This is a genomic window from Rhodovulum bhavnagarense (assembly GCF_004343505.1).
In the GTDB taxonomy this organism is placed as follows: domain Bacteria; phylum Pseudomonadota; class Alphaproteobacteria; order Rhodobacterales; family Rhodobacteraceae; genus Rhodovulum; species Rhodovulum bhavnagarense.
Genome location: NZ_SLXU01000012.1, coordinates 1 through 21,513, shown reverse-complemented (window position 1 = coordinate 21,513; position 21,513 = coordinate 1). Strand labels below are relative to the sequence as shown.

Here is a 21,513-nt window from a genome sequence, read left to right as displayed (position 1 = left end):
AGCTGTCGCCTACGGCTGTTCCCCGTCGCTAGCGCGGGCTATCCATGATGAGCAGAAGCAGGGCCTTTCCTTCGACCGCTTCATAGGAATGCGCAACATCGCCTGGATAGCGATAGTAATCTCCCGGACCTATTTCAGCTATTTCATCAATCGGCCCGAGTCGCACCAACCCGCTGCATAGAAAGGCATGCTCGACCATTCCGCGCGGATGCGGCTCGGACTGACGGCTCGAGCCGGGCTTCAGCACAACACGATAGAGGTCGCGTCGCCGGTCGGGTGGGCATTTGTCCAACAACACCGTCGAGAAGTCCGACCCCCCTGCCGGGAGGCTAACACCCTCGGCGGAGCGGATCAGCGCACTATGGGACGACGCACTTTCAAATAGGGAACTGAAAGGGATGTCGAGGGCGTTCGCGATGGCCCAGAGGGTTTCGACATTTGGGTTGCCCTTTCCGGCCTCGAGCTGGGACAAGGTAGACTTAGCAAGACCCGCTTTCGCGGCCAGCGCCGACAGAGTGAGTTGACCCTGTTCTCTTTCACGTCGAATGGCGGCGGCGATGATGACATTTGGCGACATGCGTTCACTTTAATAGACCAAAGTTTGATTTGACGAACAATTATTTTTGTGTTCATTATTTCGAACAATGTTCGTTACAGATTGACGATGCCCATGTCTGACGATTTTCACAAGGCGCTCATGTCCTTGCCCGAAGAGTTTCGGCGCGGCCTGCGCGACATCACCCCCCTATCGCTCGGCGTTGCGGTATACGGCCTCGCCTTCGGGCTTTTGGCCGCCAGCCAAGGAATGAACACGCTGACAACCGGCCTGATGGGAGCACTGGTGTTCGCGGGTTCGGCGCAGATTGTCGCCGTGGAGCGGCTGGCTGCTGATGCCGGAGCGATCTTGGCGGTTGTCGCCGGGCTGGCGCTTAACCTTCGCATAGTGCTCATGACGGCTTCGTTGCGCAGCGAATTGAGCGGGCGGCCGCTGTGGCAGATACAGCTGGGCGTCCATCTGACGTCTGACGAGAACTGGGTTCTGATGCACGCGACGCGCAACAAGGGAGAAGCTGCTGGGTACTGGTATCTCGTCGGCGGCGGCACTAGCCTTATCGTGGTCTGGATCATCTCAACTGCACTTGGCGCCGCCTTCGCCCAGTCCCTGCCGGATCTTTCAGAGAGCGGTATGGATTTCGCCTTCACCGCCGCGTTCATCCTACTACTCACGAGCCTCTGGAAAGGACGGCGAAGCTTTCCGCCATTGGCCGTATCGGCCATGATCGCGGCAAGCTGCGCGTGGCTTTTGCCGCTGGATCCGTCTTGGGGCTTGATTGTCGGGGCCTTGGCTGGGGCCGGATTTGCTGGAATGCAGCACCATGGATGAACATTTCGTCGTGATCACCGGACTCGCACTCGGCACTTTCGCAATACGGTTTGGTGGCTACCTGATTGGTGCGGGCATACCCGCGAGCGGCCCGTGGGCGCAGGCTTTGCAAGCTCTGCCTGGTTGCCTCATCGCAGCTCTCCTAGCGGTGATACTCGTCCAAGCTGGCCCGGCAGAATGGACGGCAGCGACGGTAGCGCTCGCCGCTGCAATTCTATCGCGAAGCCTGCCGCTTACCATGCTGGCCGGGGTCGCTGCTGTCTGGTTGCTGCGCGGTCTTGTCTGAGCGAGCGCGAAAGGCAACCATGGGCGCGAAGCTACGTTGCAGCAGCGCAGCGAACCCGGCGGAAAGCCCCGCCGGGCCCGAGGGGGAGACCCGGCGGGCGAGCCCGCCCTCAGAACGGGATCTCATCGTCGCGATCAACCAGCTCGGGGTTTTCGGTCTCGGCCGACTTCGGGCGGCTCAGGAAGTCGACCTTCTCGGCGATGATCTCGCAGCCGTAGCGGTCGTTGCCCATGCTGTCGATCCACTTGCTGTAGTGGATGCGGCCGTGGACGAGGACCTTCATGCCCTTTTCGCAATGCTCGGCGACCGTCTTGCCGAGACCGTTGAAGCAGGTGATGCGGTGCCATTCGGTGTCCATGACCCGGTAGCCGTTCTCGTCGCGCAGGACGCGACCTTCCGAGAGGCGGGGGCGGGAGGTGGCGAGGCTGAAGTTGGTGATCTTGGTGCCGCTCTGGGTGGTGCGAACTTCGGGGGTCTGACCGATGTTGCCGGCGAGGATGACGATGTTCTGCATGATAAGCTCCTATGTGTCCTGTCTTCGGGACCGTCCCTTCGACAAGACCCGGAAAAAGCCCGTCGGGTGACGCGTGCACGGTGGACGGCACGGACGCCGGAAACCCCCAGAGGACCGGGGTGGTGCGGGCAGGACGCTATAGGCGGCCAACACGGCCCGGGCTGACGCGGGGTTGCGCGCAGGAGGCCGAACGGGATTAGGGGATTGTCAGTCGAAGGGATGGACCAGAAGACAGAGATACGCGGGGAGCCCATGCCTGACCTTGTCACCTTGCCCATCGGGACAGCCTGACCCCAGTCCAGCACCTCACTGGCGCCGAAAACGGCGATCACCAGACTTTGCCACCCCTGCCCTTGCCTTCCGGGAGTTGCGGCAGCCTGCCGCGACAGGCTATCGATACCGGGACATTCAGGACACGGACCGCATCAATGGCTGATTACGATCTCGAGGCACTGACGCTCAGCGAACTAAAGAAACTGCAGAAGGACGTCGCCAAGGCGATTTCCACATTTGAGGATCGGCAGAAGGCGGAAGCCCGCGCCAAGGTGGAAGCTCTCGCCCGGGATCTGGGCTACACTCTGGCCGAACTTGTCGGCACCGAGACGAAATCCTCACGTGCACCGGCCGCGGCGAAATACCGGCACCCTGAGAACCCGGCGCTCACCTGGTCGGGCCGGGGACGCAAACCGCAGTGGTTCGTGGAGGCGTTGGAGGCAGGGAAGACGGCTAGCGACCTGGCCATCAGCTGAAAGATTGACCTACGCGATTGGCCCAAAGCCGACGCTCAGCTCCGCAGTGCAGCTTCCTGATAAGGCCCGTCGGCCGCAGCCATCACTACCTCTTCCTCGGCCACCCATCCCTTTGAGATCAAAAAACTGCGGATTGTGTCGGGGGCCTCGGAATAGAGCACAAGCGCGAGGCTCTCTTCGGCCCGTGTGCAGGTAACGTAAAGCAAACGTCGGGTGCGCTCGATCGTGGTTTCTTCGCCCTGCTCAGCCTTTTTCTGAGAGGCTGGGGACAGGCGCTTTACGTCAAACAGCGTCTCGTAGGAGGCAAGGCCCTTGAAGCGTGTGTGGGCGTCATCAGCGATCACCATGACCCGGGGAAACTCGAGCCCCTTGACCCCCTGGTGGGTGCCATAGGGGCTGCGGTCCTCGACATAGGCGAGGTAGCGCGCCACCTGGGAAAACGGGGCCTCAAGCGCCTGCGTCCAGGCCTCAGTGATGGTGGTTTCAGTGGGTTGTGAACCCTCGGGCGTAGTGAGGTCCAGCTCGTCAAACAAGGGATCAAGTTCAGCAAGGTTATCGGCCATGTCCTGGGCCACCGGATTGTCGTCAGGCAAACAGGCCTGAAGCTGGTCAGGGATCGGGAACAACCGGTGCTCGGCCACGACTGCCAACACGTCGGCACAACTCGGATCCGGTTCGTCCTCAAATAGCGTCATCAGCGCCGCAACGCCCGCCCGCGCCGCATCGAGGCCAGTGGCCTGACCCAAGCTCCCCTTCCGGATACCTCTCTTATCGACCAGCGGTGAGCCGTCGCGCAGCACTGCCATCGCGGCAAAGGCATCCCCATTCCTTTGTGCCGTCACCAAAGGCAAGACTCGGTGGGTGAAAAGCCGCATCGCGGGTAAGGTGCCGTCGCGAAACCCATCCTTGAGCTTGTCGGGTTTGCTCAGGGGCTCAAACAGCTCACTGAACCCAAGCCGTGCGGCGGCCATGTGACGCTCGATCGTGAGGGTCTTGATCGCCTCCGCGTTCTGCCACGCGGAATCTTCGGTGATGCGGGCCATTTCCGCACAGGCGAAGGCTTCGAAGGCTGTGCGATCCGTGCCCACGCTTGGCGCAAGAAAGACGCGCACGGTGCCACCCGGTTTGTCATCACGCGCCCGCTGCTGGCGGCTATCATCGTCGCGCCGGATCGAATTCGCCAGGTCCACGATCCGCTTGCGGCTGCGGTGGTTCATCTGTTTGGCCGGTTGCGAAAAATCCCCCACTCGCTGGTCAAGATCGCGCAAACCATCGGTATAAATGCGCTGCATCGTGTCCCCGAGAAGCCCTAAGGCGACGCGGCCGCGATGGCGCGCCTCGAAGGTCAAGAGCGCCTCCATCAGCGGTTTCATCGTGTCCTGGCTCTCATCGATTAGGATGAACGGGTAGCGCGCCAGAACGATGCTCTGAAACGTCTCGCTTTCAGTCAGAAAATGCGCGGCGAGCGCAATGACTTCGGTATGTTGCAGCGCATCGCGGCCAAAATTGTCCCCTTCGGGCGCATAGGTGAAGGCGCGGATTTCAGACAGGCGCTGCAGACGCTTCATCTTGGAGGCCATCTTCTTCTCGCGGTTGTCATGGGCGTCGGTGCCCGCACGGCCCTTCGCATGGGCTGCTTGGATCTCGGCAATTTCTGTCCGCAGGTTGCTCTCTAGCCAGCCCCGAATATCCGCCGTGCGCCCCTCGATGAGCGACCAAGCGAAGCGGTGGATGGTCTGGACCTGGAACACCGGATCGGCCTTGACGCGGCGCGTGATCTCATCTGCGGCGGCGTTGGTGTAGGTGATCACGGCGATCTTGCGACTGTGTTTTCGCAAGGTGGTCAGGGTCTGTGTGTCCAAGCCTTCCAGTGCGTCCTTAAGAGAGCGCGTCTTGCCCGATCCCGCTCCGGCAAAGAGAAAGAAGCTACGCGGCTGAGCTAGGGACAGGCACGCGCGGATCGTCGCGTCAGCACCAGCGTCACGGTTGGAGTCAGTCACATCTTGCACAACACGCCCTCCACACCTTTCAGCTGGCCTGCGAGCCAGGTCAAGCCAGCGTCGACATAGGGCGGCGCGCGCAGCGCTTTGATGTCCTCGACATAAAGCAGATCCAGCGCGAAGGCGGCCTTTTCCGGATATTTGTCCAAACGATCAAAGAGCGCCTTGGCGAGGTCTTGAGGGGCCTGCGCCTCAGCGATGGACTTGGCAAAGGCACGGGTCATGCGGCAGGAGAACTCTGCCCTTGCGGCGTCCGTCACGGCTTTTGGATTTGTGAGGACAAGAGCATCCTCGAAGGTGCTGGGCGTGATGGCTTGTGTCCGCGCACCCTGTTTCACCCCCTGCGGGGTCTGATAGGCGACCGCGATAGGGCGATCGGGTGCTGAATAACACAGGGCTTTGAGTGGAGGGGCTAACAGCATGTCGATCTCCGCCCGCTTGGGGAGCCAGGTCTTTAGCACGTGGTTAGCGGTGGTTTGAGCGGCACCGTAGCAAGGCTGAGCCGATTCTTTGACGACCTTGCCGCCTTTGTCGACCTCTGCCACCGCATCGAGATCGGTGATGATCAGCGTCGGCACTTCCAACGCCTCGACCAGAGGCCGCAGCCTATGCGCGTGACTGCCCCCCAGTTCCGAAAAGGACAAATAAGCTGCAGCCAAATCAGGGTAGTGATGCTGGATCAGATGCGGCAGCAGAATCCGCTCCGCAGCACCCTCAATAACGATGATGGCGTCCGCGAAGAATAGATCAAAATGTGTAGTCAGCAGATAGCGCGTCACGAAGCGATGGGTTTCATTGTCCGCGCCAAAGAGCCCAGTCATATTCGCCACACTGGCCGTGGGCACAACTCCGTGACTTGGTAGCTCGCGCTTGAAGTATCGCAGCTCCTCAAACGCGGCGGCGTGTGCGATATGGCCCGAATGGGTGCTCACGACCAGCTGAGTGGTAAAGGCCGAGCCCTCCTGCTCCAGATCCTTATGGTTGCGCAGCACCTTGTGTGCCCTAGCCATAAACACCTGCTGCACCTGAACATGCAGGTGCGCCTCCGGTTCCTCGATCAGCACCAGTTGCAGGGGTTCGATACCCTTGTCGTCTGGGGTCACCGCCTTTGACTTGAACTTTCCTACCTGCATCCAGTCATCACGGAAACGCATGAGCTGAAACACCATGGAGATCAGGTTCTGGAAACCCAGGCCGTTGTAGCCTTCTGGCAGTTTCACCCCGGATGTGTCGCCCGAGATATCGTATTGCACCGCAGCCGGGTGATCGAGCCCGTCAACGGGTTTGATCTGAGTGGCTATGAAGAGTTTCGGATTGCTTAGCCCGCCGGGGTAGCCGAGACTTTCCAGTTCCTTGATAGCATCAGCGAATCCATCCTTGAGCCGGGCATTAAAGGTGGTTTCGGCATCATGGATTGCCTCGAGCGCTTTGACATCGTTCGGCGTGGGGTCCTTCTCGGGGTCGATATGTTTACGGAAATAGGGCTGTATCTGGCTGGCAATCTTGCGGCTAGTCGCGCTCATCGCTTCATCGTCGTCGCCATTACTGTCCCCTGCGTCTGCGAAACCGCGTTGCGCGTTGATCTCACGAATGTGGATGAGTCCAGCAAAGGGGTTTGAACCGATCCCCTCCGACAATGGCGGCAGGGGATGCGGCTCCACCGGCCCTGTTGTGGTGAAGCTCATGGGATCCAAAAGATAGGCGTTGAGTTCGAATAGGTCCCGCAGTCGTTTGTCCAGAAACTCCCGAAAATCGCGCGGCCAAAGCGCGAACCCTTTGGCCGTTATCCCACCGGGTTGCAGCGTTTGAGCGGCCTCTCGTGCAGCCAAGTACTGCGCCTTGATGTCCGCCCCCTTCTTTGGCTCAAGGCGCAGGCGCACCCCGAGCAGGCCGCCAGTCCATGTGAGCGTGGGGATCAGATGCGCGACATGGTGGAACTCTGACGTGTCGGCATAGAGCCAGACGTCGAGGAACGGAAGTTCTGCTAAGAGCGGGCTGAGATCCGCCTCGGCCTCCTGTGTCCAGGCACCCGCGATCTGTTCGATAGCGGCCCAGTTGGAGGCGGTAACATCGCGCGTGTCGATGCCACCGCGATCCTTGAGGAATTTGCGCAGCGCCTTCATGGCCGATGTCTTGCCGCTATTGTTGGCGCCGACGAGCAGAGTCTGCTTATCGGACATGTCCAGACGAGCGCGCCGCAACTTGCGAAAATTGAAGACTTCAATGCGTCTGAGTTTCATTTTATTGGTGTCCCCCTCGCAAGAATAGCTGCGCTAGTGTTCGTATATATACTCGTCCTGCGGGTGGGTAGCCGTGCTCAACCGTTAGGGGTCCGGCAATCTTCACATGCCACGGTATTCGCTTCGCGGACTCACAGTGGGCAGTGGAAGTCGCATAGTTGGTGGGGCCCTCTCATCGGCATTGAGGCGCAACGCCGGAGGCCTCGGCGCCTAGATTTTAGCCGCACCCATCTTCCAAAATGCCGTGCCCTTGTGTGCCAAAGGGCTGACATGCGTCTGCAGCGAAGGTCCGCTCCCCGACCATCGCGTCCTACGACGTGCGTAGGTGGCACACTTGTCTACCAAGATCGGCAGCGCCGATCACACGGCACGCGATAGGCCGGCGGCGCACCAGCGCCGTGTCCGAGCCCTCGGGAAGTGAGGCCGAAGCCTCACCCGAAGGGATCGTATTCCGATACGATCACGACCTCGTCTCCGTCGATTTCATCGGCGGGGACGGCGCCAAAGGTTCCATCCCCTGCCTGGAAAACGACGATCGAGACCATGAGCGTGGCGGCGAGAGAAGCGGCGAAGGCGTGTGCATCTTTGCGGGACATCTGTTTGGCTCCTGTCTTGGAGGCGGGGGACCATCCCCCGCGCGACAAGACCCCGCAGGCCCGAAGACTGGCTGACATCACCGGGTGCGTTCGGCTCGTCCGAATCCACCCGGCGGCACGGCCTTGCCCGTAGTCCGACCCCTCGCGGGTTGATCTCGAAGACGGGATTCGGGGCAAGGAAGGGAATGGCGAGCGGGGGATGGTGCCCCTACGTCAGGAGCCGATTGTCCCGCCGATGCTCGGAACGCCGCAAGCCTCCCGGGCAGACTCGTGGTTGAAGACTTCCGCCTTTGGGGATGGATCCTTTGGCGCACCGCGGCATCGCGGGACGAGGGTGTGGCCGGTGAGAGGCCCGCCCATGGGTAGGCCCCTCACGCATTGTCCGGGCTCAGGCGGCCAGGTCCGCGCCCCCTGCCCTCTCGCCGTCCTCGGCACCGACGATTTCGAGCCGCGCATTGCGGTATCCTTCCTTGGCGATCCAGAGCTCGGCCGCAGTGATGGATTCCGCCAGATGCAGCAGTTCGGTATTTCCACCGAAGTCCAGAAGCACGCGCACCTGCCCCGGCTTCGGTTCCTCGGCCACCTCGAAGCTCAGACGGCTGTCCGCCGAATGGCTGCGCATGACGGTGACGAGGATCACCCCGTCCGAAGAGAAGTTCCCTTCATGGAGCGTGAATGAGGCCGGAGCGGTCCAGGTCGGATAGACCCGAGGCGGTTCCTTCTTCACCAGACGGCCGACGCCGTTCGAGCGCTCCCAGGCGGCAAGCTTCTTGGTGAACCGTGCCGGCGGCTTGGGACTGCCGTCGGTGTAGCGGATCAGCGCCCCGAGAGGGGCTGTGTCGATGATGGTTGCTGCAGACATGATTCCTCATCCCGAATGCGAGCGTTCGCATTCATAATATTGATATTGCTGTGTTTTATTGGAATGAGGGCGGGTTTCCCCGCCCCCGGATGGCTCAGATCACTCTGCGGCCATCATCGACGCGGCGGTCTCCGGCAGATCGGCCGTCAGGAAGGCCGGGAGATCGACATCCTCGGGCTGGTCCGCGTCCTCCCCCTGCCCTTCTGCGATCCCTTCTCCGTCGAGCGCCACCAGATCGGCCCGGCGCAGGACCTCGGGCAACCAGCCGCTGCCCTTGAGGAGTCGCTCGGCCTCGGTGGCCATCTCACCCTTCTTCAGGTGATCGAGAAGCTGCGCGGTCCCCTCCCCCTTCGCCTCGCGCACGGCCTCGAGGATCCGGGCCTTGGGCACGCGGTTGAGATAGCCATCGACCGTCGGCTCCCAGCCCGCCTCGACCATGTCGAGATCGACAGCGCGAGCCACGAGGTCGGCATGCGCCATGCGACGAGTCAGACCGCTGGCGGAGATGCCAGCCCCATAGGGGTTCACCTTCTCATGGAGCGCGTTGATGCCAAAGCTGACGCAATGCGCCAGCAACGCCTGTCGGCTGCCCTCGTCAAGAACGGACAGATAGTCCCAGAGGGCAGCATCATCGCCGAGTGGCAGATCGGCCTCCCAGGCCGCGTGGCGTTCGTCGACGAGCTTCGCCACGACGCTGTCCTTCAGATCGGGCGCCTGCGCCGACATGTAGACATGGCGGACCGAGGCTTCGAGGCAGCTGCCCGTCGCAGAGGAGGTGCGGAAGGTATCCGTCACCAGCTTCAGGAGCAGGAGCGTCAGCGCCACGTCTGGCGACCGCCCGATGGCCTCGCGCAAAGCCAAGGTCCGGTGAGCCGTCAGTTCCATGACCAGCCGCTCGGGCAACGGCCTCAGCGCCCCGTCGTCGTCCTCCTCGGACGGGTCCGCACCGATCGGCTGACCACCCGAGGTGATGATGGTGCCGCCAGCGGGCGTCGCCGATGGTTTCCAGCTGGAACCGCCGACATCACCCCCCTGCCCCATGGCATCCACACCATCACCATCCTGGACCGCGGTCTCCTCATGCGGCTCGTCTTCGGCCCGGACATAGCCTCGATAGATCGCAAGACTGCCGTCCCGATCCAGCGTCACGAAGACACCCGCGTGCGCAACCTCGGCCGGGTCGTAGTTCAGCGGCCGCTGTTCGAGCGCCTCCATCGCCATCTCGAGCTGATCGAGCCGAGCGTCGATCTCTTCGGGGTATTCTTCCTGGCCGGAATACTCCTCCTCCAGCACTCGATACTCGGCGAGGAGCGCCGCATGGGCCACGCTCTCCTCGTCGGTCATCGGCGCAGGATCACCGGCCAGACGCCGCAGGCCGTGGCTGTAGCCATAGGGCAGGTCGGTCGCCACCTCGATCCACTTCCATCCCTCCGAGACCAGCGCCTCGGCTTCGGCTTGGAGCTTCTCGGAGACCAGCCGATCGAGCAGGGCAGGGTCCTCGAGCCAGCCTCCGTCATCGCCCTGGAAGAGATCGCGCAGGACGACACCGCCGGCCGCCTCATAGGCATCGACACCGACGAAGACCGCGCGGCGATCGGACGCCCGGACCGAGGTTTCCGTCAGCATGCGCCGGATGGCATAGGGCTCCTTGTTCCAGGAGTTTTTCACCGCATCCCAGACCTGTTCCTGACGCACGTGATCCGGGTTCACGGTGAAGGCCATCAGCTGTTCCAGCGTCATGCCATCCTCGGCATAGACCTCAAGCAGGGCAGGGGCCACGGACGCGAGTTTCAGGCGCTGCTTAACGATCTGCGGCGTCACGAAGAAGGCCGCGGCGATCGCTTCTTCACTCTGACCCTTCTCGCGCAAGGCCACGAAGGCGCGGAATTGGTCCAGCGGGTGCAGAGCGACGCGCTGCATGTTCTCTGCCAGCGAGTCGTCCTCGGCCAGAATGTCGGACGCAGCATCCCGCACGATGCAGGGGATCGGCGCGGCCTTCGCCAGCCTCTTCTGTTTCACAAGGAGCGACAGCGCCTGGAAGCGTCGACCACCGGCCGGGATCTCGAACGTGTCGGTCTCAACGCCTTCGGCATCGACCACAGGCCGCACGTTCAGGCTCTGCAGGAGGCCACGTCGGGCGATGTCCTCGGCCAGTTCTTCGACGGACAAACCCGCCTTGATGCGCCGCACGTTGGACTGGCTCAGCACGAGCTTGTTGAAGGGAATGTCCCGCGACTGGGACAGGACGATATTCTGGGCTGCTTTCGCCATCAGATCTTCTCCATGACGGGCGCCGGAAGCCACTCTCCCGATCTCACTTCCCGTCACCCCTCAAACCCCAACCTTTTCCTCTCGAACATCCTGCGGCTGCCAAGAGGCGACTTAACAGCTGTTAAGTCGTGAAACGCGAGCCATAGACGATCTGAACTTAACAGCTGTTAAGCCGCACTCCGCCGACCGATCAACGCCATGACCATTGGCCCACAAGAGAACTCGCCAGCTGCAGCTTTGGATGTCAGCGCACGGAGATAGCCCCCCGGGGATCGGATGTCGGCAAAGCGTTCCAACATGGCGACAACGACGATCGACGCCTGCTCGGGGCCCATAAACCGCTGCGCTTCTTCCCAGGCGGATGCACTGATCCCCATCGCAGGCCGGACATGGCACGCCGCGTCGAAAAGCTGGTGCCAGTGCCGGATATCAGCATGGTAGAAGGTCTTGAGCGAAGGGCAGGCGGCAAGTACCAAGTGGAGCGGGATTTTTGGGACTTGTCGAGTATCCGGCTCTTCAACGTCAGCAACAGGCGCATCGGTATCATCATCTGGCGCGCCGGCCGCCGCCCCGCCTTTTTCTAAGGCAGGTTCAAGATCTATAGATTCTTTATTTGAATTATGATGGTGACGCTCAAAACGAGCATCATTGGTGTTCATTTCTTCTGTTTCAGGACCATCGATGAGGTTGCGAGCCTGATCGAGGAGAGCTTCAAGTTCGGCCCGATAGGCCGAGAGGTCCTCAAGCGACAACTTGCGGCGAAGCGCGCGTGCCGTGAGGGCGGCCATGTCGCGCAGCTGATCCCAGAGGCCAAGGCCAGGCCGGATCTCCTCTCCGAACTCCGCGAGGGCCGCGAGATCGCGCCGCATGAGGCTGACGACCTCCCTCAACCGCCTGACACGCTCCTCGGCCTCACGCACGGCCTCTGCGGCCCGCGCGATCTCCTCGGACCGGCAGTAGAGCGGCGAGAGCTCGAAGCCGAAAGCCACATGCTCTTCACCGTGCTTGCGGACGTAGCGCTTCCCGTTGGGGCTATCGCGTCGCATCAGCAAGCCGGCCTCGACCAGGCGGGCCAGGTGACGGCGCATCGTGGAGCAGGGCATGCCGTTCAGCCGCTCGCAGATTGCCTTGTTGGACGGGAAGACGACCATCTCGGCGTTCCCGCCAAGCGCATCATCGGGAAAGAAGCTGAGCAGCCCCTGGAGAACCGTCAGATCGCGCTCGGAAACCCCAAAGGCAGCCTGCGCCTTGGACAGCTCACGCAAGAGCTCCCACTTATTGACGGGCTTGCCTGAAACGGACGCCTCGGGTCGCTCGACCACACGCAGATGGGCGTGCGAAATCGGCCGCATAAACGGCGAAATAGGTGTGTACTCCATGATTTTCGTTCACGAAGGCAAAATTTCCCTGGCCCGCGAATCGCTTTGCGCTTGCGGGAAAGGGGCCAGATCGCTACATTCAGAGGTGCGAAAACTGAAGTTTTGTAGCGGGCTGGTCCCGTGCGAAACCTAAGAAAGGTCTCGTGAAGCTTGCTTCTCGGGGCCTTTTTCTTTTCTGCCTGTCTCGTGCCTCCTTTGTTTGTTGCTCTTCCTCAGTCTTCCGAACGCTTCCAGCGCTCGTGAAGCTCGGCGATCAACTGCGGGGCATGTCCCTCCAACCAGCTGACGAAATCACTGTCCTCGGCCTTCAACTCGAGCTTGAGTTGCTTGCCACGACGTCCAGTCGTGACAGTGGCTGCACCGACGCCCGGAATGACCGTGCCAGGCTGCCCGCGAGGGCGAGACGAAGCCGCGGTCTGTTCAGGCTTTCCTGCAGCGGAGAGGACAGCCAAGAATGCATTATCGGACTTCTCGTTTATCCCGCCTTGGTGGGTGTTCTTCGCCTCACCGGCCAAAGCGGCAAGCCGTTCGCGATCGACATCTTTAGATCCAAGCAACTTCTTGAGCTCTTCCCATCGCGGCCTTCCGATGCCCGGTGCCGCGCCAATGGCCAGGATCAAGTCCTCTCCCACGGTGCGAACCACGCTTAACAGCTGAGAAACGCCTGCCTCAGTCAAATTGAGAACCTCGGCGACACCCTTGTTTGTGCGTTCGGATGCGGTCAGATGATCACCGTCAAGCAAGGCGGCGGCGACAAGCGCGCGTTCGATGAAGCTAAGGTCCCTACGCTCCTGGTTCTCCAAAAGCTGATCGCGAAGCGCCTGATCGCCCTCCATCTCCGTGACGATGGCGCGGACCTTGATCCCGAGTTCCCTGCAAGCTTCCAGACGACGACGGCCATAGATTAGGCTGTAACGCTCACCCTCAAGCGGCCGGACAAGGATAGGCACGCGCTGACCATTCTTGGAAATCGAGGCTTTGAGACCCTCGGTCTCGATGTGCAAACGGTCATCAAGCCGACCTGCGGTCTCGATTTGGTCAGGCTCGATTTCGAAGACGCCGCCGCGCAGCCTGCGCCCTTCCAGTGCGTCCGGCGCGTTGCGCAGGGTCTGCAACGGCAGCCCGAGTTTAGGCTTTCTTGCCATTTCGGCCCCACGTGTTCTGGATGATCTCAGCGATCTCGTCGTTGACTGCGTTCATGGACTCGATTGCGCGGTCGAATGTCTGACGCGTGAAGTCCTTCTTGTCGGCCTCATAGAGCGTCTGCTTGGTCAGCCCCGCGTCAGAGATAGCCGTCGACTCAACCATATGGTTGGTGAGGACTGATCTACCGAACAGTCCACGGATAAAGGCAATGACCTCGGTCTGTGGGGCATCGCCCACCTTGTATCGGGTCGGTAGGAACCGCAGCCAGTCGAAACGAAGATTTGCGCCGGCATCCCGGATGACACCGAGCAGATCAGCGGTCATGCGCAGGAACTGCGACATGGACATCAGATCGAGCATCTGCGGGTGAACGGTTACAAGGACGCCGGAGGATGCCGACAGGGCGGACATGGTCAGGAAGCCGAGCTGCGGGGGACAGTCGATGACGACGACGTCGTAGTCTGCTTCGACACTGTCGAGCGCATCACGCACCCGCGCGAAAAAGGCGCGCGCACCACCCCGCTGAATAGCGGCAGGCGTCTCGTGCTCGAATTCCATGAGTTCGAGGTTGCCAGGAATCAGATCAAGACCGCGGATGTAGGTCTTGCGGATCACCTCCGAAATCGGAACCGGCTCATCGTAGCGCACCGCGTCATAGAGGGTCCCGCCCTCCATCAGGTCCAATTCAGGCTGGATGCCATGCAGCGCGGAAAGGGAAGCCTGAGGATCGAGGTCGATCGCGAGCACCCGATATCCTTTGAGCGCCAAGCGTTGCGCCAAGTGCGCTGACGTGGTCGTCTTGCCTGACCCACCCTTGAAGTTGACGACAGAGATAATCTGAAGCTCATCCCCGCCACGACGTCCCGGGACGTAGGTGCCAGGCTTTTTTGCATTTGCCTCAAGGGCGAGGCGGATGTCCCAGACATCATCCAGCGTATACCGACGGTGACTTCCCGCAGTCGTTTCGACCTCAGCGATCTTTCCTTCTCGATGAAGCTTGCGAAGATAGGTATGGTCGACCCCAAGCAACTCGGCCGCTTCACCGCTGGTCAGGCTGCGCATGACCTTCTTGGCGTCAGGAGGGAAGTGAGCCGCACGTTGCGCGTGAAGGTTCGACGCGAGAAGCTCTGCGTAGTGCCCGATGGCAATGTCTAGGTCCTGCTCAGCGTCGCTCATCTCTGCCTCGATCTGTGGGCGCGATTTTTATGTGACCACGCGGTATTTTTCGAGACTATTGCCCGACATGCCAGATTCGCGCAAGCTCTTTCTAAATCTGGTGTTAGTGGCTGCTTCGTGCACAAGAGTGGCTACGGTTTGGTGGCAGGCTTGTTCTTGTAGCCCTTCGGATATACATTACTAAGAGTATATCCGGCTAGGAGGCCACAATGCAGGTCGCAAAATGGGGCAACTCGCTTGCCGTCCGTCTGCCCGCGGAGCTTGTTCGCGAACTTGGCTTGAAAGAAGGCGATCAGATCGACTTGGTCAAGGACGACGGCCAAGTGAGGGTGCGACGCCACGCGCGTGCGGACGAGGTGCTGAACGGCCTGCGCCGCTTCCGGGGCAAGTTGCCCGCTGCAGAACGCCTGAGCCGCGACGCTGCGCATGAGCGCTGAATTCGCAGATACGAATGTCGTTCTTTACCTGCTTGACGACGGCCAGAAGGCCGATCGCGCCGAGGTCATCCTGGGGCAGGGGCCCCGGATCAGCGTTCAGGTCCTGAACGAGGCGCTGGTGAACTGCCGCCGCAAAGCCGGCCTCAGTTGGGAGGAAGCATCGGCATTTCTCGAAGGCGTGCGCGCCTTGTGTCCCGTCGAAGATCTAACTATGCAGACCCATGACGTCGGCCGCGCCTTGGCGGAACGCTACGGTTTCTCAATCTACGATGCGATGATCGTGGCGAGCGCTTTGGTTGCGGGCTGTACCACGCTCTGGAGTGAGGACATGCAAGATGGCCTGCTGGTGGAAGGCCAGCTTCGCATCGTCAACCCCTTTGCATGAGCGGACAGTTTCCGAGTGTGGCGCTGGCCTTAACCCTGTAATCCTTCCATGGCGCGGAAGATGTGCAAGGTTGTTTGGCTACTCGAGCAGCCCCAGCCTTTCGGCTCGCTCCAACAGCATCTTAACGGATGACGGCTGCCAGCTTGTCCGCCCGCGGGGTGTGCGCTCGCGCATCGCTTCTAGCCGGGTGCAGATCGCCTGAAGCGTGATGCCGGGATCCGCACCTTTGATGGCGGCAACGATGGCGGGCAGGCGGTCGTTGGTTTCGCGTCGACCGGCGCTGCCCAGCACGGTTTCGGGCAGGAAGCCGTCGCGGACATAGGCATTCACGGCGCGGAGCAATCGGCTTTGTGTCCACTGGCGCTCATGGGGCAGGGGGCCGTTGATGATGCGCAGAACATCCTCCCAGGCCATGTCGGGCCGTAGGCGGCGCACGTGGGGCACCCAGTCCTGCGCGGTTTCGTTCAGCCGTTCCATGTAGCCGTCCTGTCGCGCCAGCCGCACCTTGCGCAGCGCCGCGGGATCGCGGGCGCGCAGACCCGGGTTGCCACCGATCCGCCCCTTGCTGCGCGCCGAGGCCAGCCCCGCCTTGGTGCGTTCGCGGATCAGGGCACGCTCGAACTCGGCTGCGGCACCAAGAACCTGCAGGGTGAACTTGCCCTGCGGCGAAGACGTGTCGATCGGGTCCATGAGCGAGCGGAAGAAGGCGCCCTTGGCTTCCAGCCGCTCGATCACCTCCAGCAGATGCGAGAGGGATCGCGCGAGACGGTCGATCCGCACGACGACCAGCGTGTCGCCCTTGCCGATGCGTTCCAACACCCGCGCAAGCACCGGTCGCGCACGATTGCCGCCCGAGGCCTGCTCCTCGTGGATCTCGACGCAGCCCGCTGACTTCAGGGCCTGCGACTGGGGCAGGGGGGTCTGATCCTCGGTCGAGACGCGCGCATAGCCGATCAGGGGCATCAAAACAGGCCGTTTGCAATTTAATATATCGCCAATAAACGACCGTTTGTAAACGGATGCAAGGGCGCATTCTGTGGCCCTGCTCAACAGAAAGCCCTTGGTTTCGGTACGGTCAGCGAGATCAGAGAGCCCTCGCCGGGCCTCGCTTACGCGTGCTATATTAAGCGCGTGAAGGCACTCTGACGAAACCCTTGGGTAAAGTGCAAAACTAAGGTATTTTGCACATATGAAGCCTCAAGCACCTGTCTTGCATGATGAATATGATGCTCTCATCCTCGACGGTGAAAAGGTGGAACAGGCGTCCGAGGACGATCTGTGGTTCCTGCCCGGTCCGATGGAAGAGGAACCGGATTATCTGCCGCCCGGACCACGTGCCGGGCCGTGTGAAACCGAGGTCCTCGACGATTGGCGAAAAGCAGAGGCGGGCCATGCCGCGCGTCTCGCTCGTGCGGCCGGTCGCCTCGGCGCGCTTGATGACAGGCTGCGGCGAGGGCCAGAGGGTTGGCGGCACAGGCTGGCCCTGATCGAGGCTGCCGATCTGAGTTGGCTCAACGGCGACCGCATTGGACCGGATAGGCTGGCGCTCTGGATGGCCCTGCGCCTGTCAGGGGTACAGGACGACACTGCCGCGCTCGCGCGTGTCGGTTGGGCGGTACGGCGGCTATCCGGTGGGCCGGGACCGGAGGTAGACCTTTCCACCTTCCTTGACCGCCGCGACCCCGAGAACCTCGCAGATGCGGCCGAACCGTTTGCGGATCGCGCAGGCAGTTGGCTGGACCTGACGGCGCAAGCCTTCGAGCTGCACCCGATCACCCGTGCTTGCTTGGGCTTTCACCTCTGGAGCCTCGCGGGACTCGGGCAGCAGGGTGACCGGATGGAGGCGGCCGTCACGGCCGCGCGGATCGCGGGTAGCGAGGGCAAAGGCGCAGTCTTCGCACCTCTGGCCATGGGCGGGGCAGGGGGGCTGCGCGCCGGTGGTCCACCCGCTGAACGTCTGGCCCGCTGGCTTGACGGAATGGAGACGGCGTGTCTGACCGCGATGCGGCACCTCGACGATATCGAGGCATGGTCAGTGCGGGCGGAAGCCGAGATGACCTCACTTTCGGGCAAGACCCCGCGTGCCTTGCGCGCCGTGTTGACCGAATGGCCCCTTGTATCGGCCCCGATGGCCGAAGCTCTGACCGGCGCCAGTCGCGCCGCCGTCCAACGCAACCTCGCCTGGATGGAAGCGCGTGGTCTGATCCGTGAGGTGACCGGGCAAGGACGCTATCGGATGTGGCGGACTGCGAACTGAAGACCGCTTCAGACTTCGCTGATCACGTTGGTGGCAAAGGCGCCAAAGCCCTCACGCAGCAGAGCATCCTGAGAAGGATGTGCACTTAATGCATTTGTTGCACTTATTTCATATATGGTGATAGACTGTACAAAACGGAGAGGAGACCACCATGAACATGTTGGCACACCGGCATCTTCCACCGACTCCGCAGGACGCGGCAATCGCGCGCGTCTCCGGACAGGTCCTGTCGCGCTTTGCGGCGACCCGAGGACCCTTGAAGCTTCGCGTTACAGACGCGGAGCAGATGGAACCGATCGAACTTCCTGCGGGCGCTGTTGCGCTACTCATGGAGGTCCTCGAGGCGATGGCAGCCGGTCGCGGTGTCACCATCATTCCTGAGAACGCCGAACTCTCGACTGTCCAGGCGGCAGAGGTGTTGAATGTCTCGCGGCCGTTCCTGATCAAACTGCTCGAGGATGGCAGTATCCCGCATCGGAAGGTCGGCAAGCATCGCCGCGTCCGCATGGAAGACGTCATGTCGTACAAGGCAGCCATCGACAACGAGCGCGAAGCCGTCCTTGATCAACTGGCCGCCGACGCACAGGACCAGGATATGGGCTATGGCTCGAAATGAGCCAGTACACGGTGCTGTTCGACGCTAATGTTCTCTACCCTGCGCCCATGCGGGACGCGCTGATGCAATTGGCGGTCACGGATCTTTTCAAGGCGAAGTGGACGGCTGACATCCATCGGGAATGGATCGACGCACTTCTGCGCAATGAACCTCATCGGGAGCGGGCGGCGCTGGAGCGAACCCGCGACTTGATGGACAGGGCGACACGCGACTGCCTCGTTACCGGCTACGAGGCCTTGGTGCCGGCCCTTAGGTTACCGGACGCAGATGATCGGCACGTTCTGGCGGCCGCAATCGTTGGACGGTGCGACGCCATCGTAACCCAGAATTTGAAAGACTTCCCGCCGGGGGCACTTGCGCCCTTTGGCATCGAGACCCAGCATCCCGATGACTTTTTCCGGAACCAGCTGTCTCTCGCGCCAGGTTTGGTCTGCTCAGCGCTGCGCAAAGTTCGCGCGCGCCTCAAGAACCCGCCCAAGAGCGTTGACGAGTATCTGTCAATCCTGACCCAACAGGGTTTGGTCGCCACAGTAGCGGACCTTGAGCAGTTCGCCGATCTGCTTTGATTGTAGGGAGAAATAGGTGACCACCATACATCGTTTGAAGAAGGCTTTTGCTCACATAGCCGTCGCTCATAGATCGCGAAATTATGCCTTCCATTACGGCTCGTTCGAATACTGCGCTCTTGGCTGCAAGACCTGGGCATCCAAATTGCTACCTGAATTTGTGTCAGCTCGAAGTCGTCGCCATGCTATTGATTTCCGATTGCACCCCAACGACAGCGATGCGCAGATCGCAGAAAATCAGACCGAAGGACGTTGGCGCTTTAAATTCGCATTCAATCATTGGGATAGTCGTTGCAATGATAGGCATCCCAAATAGTGTGGTTCGGAGGGGGTTCTGATGATGTCTTCAATACTTAAGTTTTTGCGAATTACCCTCTTTCTCGTCCTGTATTTTTTCTTATGCATGGTGTTCGTGACCGCAATGCTTCAGGGTTGGCCGGTTGGCGGCCAGATGTTGTTTGCATTTGGTGTTCCCGTCATTCTGGTCTGGTGGCAAGAAAAACGGAGATCGCGGAAAGTCGCTGCAAAGGCGCAAGCCGAGGGGAGTTCCGAAAAACTACCCCCCCGACCTGAGCCGGCGCCGCGCCCAAGTGCCTACGACAAGCGTATCGAGCGTGAGCGCGAACGAACTCGCGAAGCCAACGCGTCCAAAGAGCCGGTTGCCGGGCAGGCCTACTCCCCACCAAAGCAGGACTACGCTGAAATCGTTCAGGCTGGAAAGTCCGCGGCGCCGGCACTTGCAGCGGCCGCACAACGAAACCAGCCCTCGCGAGTGGCATCGAGCGCATCGGCCCGATCATCGAAAAGCGGGTGGGTCCCGTCTAATGAAACAGCTAGCGTGGCCGGCCGCGCCATCGGGGGGATGGTCTATGTTGGCACGCCTCCCTTGCTGAACACCTACGGGTATCGTGACAAGTGCCGAGCCTATATCGATCCGTCCCTGTCGGTCGCGCGCTCTGGAGCCGACAAAGCTGGAGAAGGTATGCCCTATTGGCCGGGGTACTCGGATATATCACCTCAGTGCCGGGCGACCTACCTCGATTGGTTGGCCAGCGGGCGAAACGATGCCTCCTACAACCCCGGCTAAATGTTCCTGTACTTTTATGGGCTGGAGCGTCGCTTCTTCGTCGATCAGTCCAACGAAGATGCCAAAGATATCGTCCAGGAAGTTCGGCGGCTGCAGTCACTTTACCCTGACAACCATTCCGTCAGGCGGTATTTGGGCGAGTTCCTCGACATTGCGATGCTTGCCGAAGCCGACCTCGATGCTATCGAGCCGATTTTCGAGAAGCAGGGGTGGGAGATTCCGTTCTCACTCAAATACGCAATCGGAGCTCGGATCGACAGAGGCGAGAACCTGACCGCTGACTGGTTGCTGAGTTGGTTCATCTGCCATCCGGAAACATATCTGAGAACTCCCGCGACGCGGTGCCGTGACGAGTTCGTCGCTCTTTTCCGTCTGCGGTTTGATCGGCGTTTTCCTGATGGGCTCAAGGTGACAAAACCCCGGAAATCACTCACGGCATCCTATCGGGCCGCCTCCAGCGAGTTTCAGGGGTCCGCCAACCCAACCGTCGATGGCAAGCCGGTCCCCGACATCTCCGGCCTGCGCAAACCGGTCGAGATTGCCCAGGAGTTGGCAGACGAGGTGATGAACGACCTTGACAAACTAAGCCGTTTCCTGGGCCGAAATCCTGATGGCCGTGGCAGCGTGGAAGCGCATGCCTTGTTGCCCTCTGAACTATGGGATGCCTTCCCTTCAGAGGAAATGGAACGCTTGAAGTCTTGGGCAAGCGATATCGTCGATCGCGGGGGATTGGTGCCGCTTGAGGAGGTGATCGGTCGACTGGAGGGAGAAACGAACGAGAAGATCGGGAAACGGCAAATGACAGGAGCGGCCGACGCGCTCGCGCGCCTCGGTTTCGGTCTAGCGCCCGACCCTCGGTTTGCGCTCCGGTCACCCAAGACGGAAGAGCCTGTTGTGCTGTTTAGCTTGGGCGAACCCATCGAAAGACTGGAGGAAGTGTCCGACAGCTATCGAAACGCCTTGATCGAATTGGCACTTGGGTCGTTCGTCGCCCATGCGGATGGACGCATCGCGGAGCCTGAACGCAGGGCACTGGAAGATCAAGTTTCTGCCGCGGCCCTCAGCGATCAGGAACGCCGCAGGCTGCGTGCAAACCTTGAATGGTTCCTGGCCGTGCCGCCGGACATGACGCTTCTGCGGCGCAAACTGAAGGATGTGGGCCAAGACAGCCAGGCCGCTATGCGGGCAGCACTGGTTGGTGCAGCACATGCCGATGGCATTATTCACTCCGACGAAGTCGCAAGCATCGAGAAAATCTACAAGGCTTTGGGCCTTGATCCTGCGCTTGCCTACTCTGACCTGCATGCTGGCGAAGTTGCGGATGGTCCGCGCACCGTTCGTGCTTCGCAACCGGGTCGCCCGGGCGAAGCGATACCCGAGCTTGAAAAAACCAGTGGACCGAAACTCGACGCTTCACGGATCGCAGCAATCCGTTCGGACACCGAGCGCGTGTCGTCCGTTCTGGGCCAGATTTTCGATGTCGAAGAGGAAGAAAGTGGTGCCTCCGGGACCGCCAGCCAAAGCCAGCTGGCGGGGCTTGACCCGAAGCACGGTGCCCTTGT

Annotated in this window: 20 protein-coding genes and 1 pseudogene; 10 read left to right on the top strand and 11 right to left on the bottom strand. The window is 61.1% G+C overall.

Annotation, left to right across the window (positions count from 1 at the left end):
* Positions 1–28 precede the first annotated feature (28 nt).
* On the bottom strand, positions 29–577 hold the full coding sequence (locus EV663_RS11500; RefSeq protein WP_132951988.1) for a helix-turn-helix domain-containing protein: 549 nt from the start codon (positions 575–577) through the stop codon (positions 29–31).
* Between the two features lie 93 nt (positions 578–670).
* Between EV663_RS11500 and EV663_RS11495 the strand changes: the two genes are divergently transcribed.
* Together EV663_RS11495 and EV663_RS11490 are read left to right on the top strand one after the other, a co-directional pair.
* Positions 671–1,384 (top strand): AzlC family ABC transporter permease, encoded by a 714-nt coding sequence (locus tag EV663_RS11495; protein ID WP_132951986.1) that lies wholly within the window; start codon positions 671–673, stop codon positions 1,382–1,384.
* Positions 1,377–1,670 carry an AzlD family protein gene (locus EV663_RS11490; RefSeq protein ID WP_132951984.1) on the top strand — a complete coding sequence of 98 codons (294 nt, stop codon included), beginning with the start codon at positions 1,377–1,379 and terminating at the stop codon, positions 1,668–1,670. The genes EV663_RS11495 and EV663_RS11490 overlap by 8 nt, the downstream gene beginning before the upstream one ends.
* 109 nt (positions 1,671–1,779) lie before the next feature.
* Here EV663_RS11490 and EV663_RS11485 read toward each other — a convergent pair whose 3' ends face one another.
* Entirely contained in the window at positions 1,780–2,184 is a 405-nt protein-coding gene (locus EV663_RS11485) for a single-stranded DNA-binding protein (RefSeq protein WP_132951983.1), read from the bottom strand.
* A gap of 428 nt (positions 2,185–2,612) precedes the next feature.
* On the opposite strand from EV663_RS11485, the gene EV663_RS11480 reads away from it, so the two are divergent.
* Positions 2,613–2,933: an H-NS histone family protein gene (locus EV663_RS11480; RefSeq protein WP_132951982.1), complete on the top strand. Its 321-nt coding sequence runs from the start codon at positions 2,613–2,615 to the stop codon at positions 2,931–2,933.
* Positions 2,934–2,968: 35 nt separating this feature from the next.
* Here EV663_RS11480 and EV663_RS11475 read toward each other — a convergent pair whose 3' ends face one another.
* The 8 genes from EV663_RS11475 to repA all read right to left on the bottom strand — a co-directional run bounded on the left by EV663_RS11475 (position 2,969) and on the right by repA (position 14,603).
* A complete protein-coding gene (locus EV663_RS11475; protein ID WP_132951980.1) occupies positions 2,969–4,942 on the bottom strand; it encodes a UvrD-helicase domain-containing protein in 1,974 nt (657 codons plus the stop codon).
* The gene (locus EV663_RS11470; RefSeq protein WP_132951978.1) at positions 4,930–7,173 is read right to left on the bottom strand and encodes an ATP-dependent nuclease; all 2,244 of its coding nucleotides are present in this window, start codon (positions 7,171–7,173) and stop codon (positions 4,930–4,932) included. The genes EV663_RS11475 and EV663_RS11470 overlap by 13 nt, the downstream gene beginning before the upstream one ends.
* 431 nt (positions 7,174–7,604) lie before the next feature.
* Positions 7,605–7,769: a hypothetical protein gene (locus tag EV663_RS15640; protein ID WP_007803240.1), complete on the bottom strand. Its 165-nt coding sequence runs from the start codon at positions 7,767–7,769 to the stop codon at positions 7,605–7,607.
* 388 nt (positions 7,770–8,157) lie between these two features.
* A complete protein-coding gene (locus EV663_RS11465) occupies positions 8,158–8,631 on the bottom strand; it encodes a hypothetical protein (protein WP_132951976.1) in 474 nt (157 codons plus the stop codon).
* A gap of 99 nt (positions 8,632–8,730) precedes the next feature.
* A complete protein-coding gene (locus EV663_RS11460; protein ID WP_132951974.1) occupies positions 8,731–10,902 on the bottom strand; it encodes a ParB/RepB/Spo0J family partition protein in 2,172 nt (723 codons plus the stop codon).
* Between the two features lie 167 nt (positions 10,903–11,069).
* Complete coding sequence (gene repC / locus EV663_RS11455; protein WP_132951972.1) at positions 11,070–12,281, bottom strand: plasmid replication protein RepC; 1,212 nt, start codon at positions 12,279–12,281, stop codon at positions 11,070–11,072.
* 212 nt (positions 12,282–12,493) lie between these two features.
* Positions 12,494–13,426, bottom strand: coding sequence for a plasmid partitioning protein RepB (gene repB, locus EV663_RS11450; RefSeq protein ID WP_132951970.1), 933 nt, complete (start codon positions 13,424–13,426; stop codon positions 12,494–12,496).
* On the bottom strand, positions 13,410–14,603 hold the full coding sequence (gene repA, locus EV663_RS11445; protein ID WP_132951968.1) for a plasmid partitioning protein RepA: 1,194 nt from the start codon (positions 14,601–14,603) through the stop codon (positions 13,410–13,412). Before repA ends, repB begins: the two co-directional genes overlap by 17 nt.
* A 209-nt stretch (positions 14,604–14,812) precedes the next feature.
* Between repA and EV663_RS11440 the strand changes: the two genes are divergently transcribed.
* Together EV663_RS11440 and EV663_RS11435 are read left to right on the top strand one after the other, a co-directional pair.
* A complete protein-coding gene (locus tag EV663_RS11440; RefSeq protein WP_132951966.1) occupies positions 14,813–15,040 on the top strand; it encodes an AbrB/MazE/SpoVT family DNA-binding domain-containing protein in 228 nt (75 codons plus the stop codon).
* Positions 15,030–15,425 (top strand): PIN domain-containing protein, encoded by a 396-nt coding sequence (locus EV663_RS11435; protein WP_132951964.1) that lies wholly within the window; start codon positions 15,030–15,032, stop codon positions 15,423–15,425. Before EV663_RS11440 ends, EV663_RS11435 begins: the two co-directional genes overlap by 11 nt.
* 78 nt (positions 15,426–15,503) lie before the next feature.
* Here EV663_RS11435 and EV663_RS11430 read toward each other — a convergent pair whose 3' ends face one another.
* On the bottom strand, positions 15,504–16,388 hold the full coding sequence (locus EV663_RS11430; protein WP_132951962.1) for a recombinase family protein: 885 nt from the start codon (positions 16,386–16,388) through the stop codon (positions 15,504–15,506).
* A gap of 226 nt (positions 16,389–16,614) precedes the next feature.
* Here EV663_RS11430 and EV663_RS11425 point away from each other — a divergent pair, with 226 nt between their 5' ends.
* From EV663_RS11425 to EV663_RS15860, 5 genes and pseudogenes are all read left to right on the top strand, one after another.
* Entirely contained in the window at positions 16,615–17,682 is a 1,068-nt protein-coding gene (locus tag EV663_RS11425; RefSeq protein WP_132951960.1) for a hypothetical protein, read from the top strand.
* Positions 17,683–17,833: 151 nt separating this feature from the next.
* Positions 17,834–18,298 (top strand): helix-turn-helix domain-containing protein, encoded by a 465-nt coding sequence (locus EV663_RS11420; RefSeq protein ID WP_132951958.1) that lies wholly within the window; start codon positions 17,834–17,836, stop codon positions 18,296–18,298.
* A complete protein-coding gene (locus tag EV663_RS11415; protein WP_132951956.1) occupies positions 18,295–18,864 on the top strand; it encodes a PIN domain-containing protein in 570 nt (189 codons plus the stop codon). The genes EV663_RS11420 and EV663_RS11415 overlap by 4 nt, the downstream gene beginning before the upstream one ends.
* Before the next feature lie 337 nt (positions 18,865–19,201).
* Positions 19,202–20,227: pseudogene (locus EV663_RS16010) on the top strand (TerB N-terminal domain-containing protein); the annotation flags it as partial.
* 288 nt (positions 20,228–20,515) lie between these two features.
* A partial coding sequence (locus tag EV663_RS15860; RefSeq protein ID WP_341799038.1) for a tellurite resistance TerB family protein occupies positions 20,516–21,513 on the top strand: 998 nt, incomplete at its 3' end.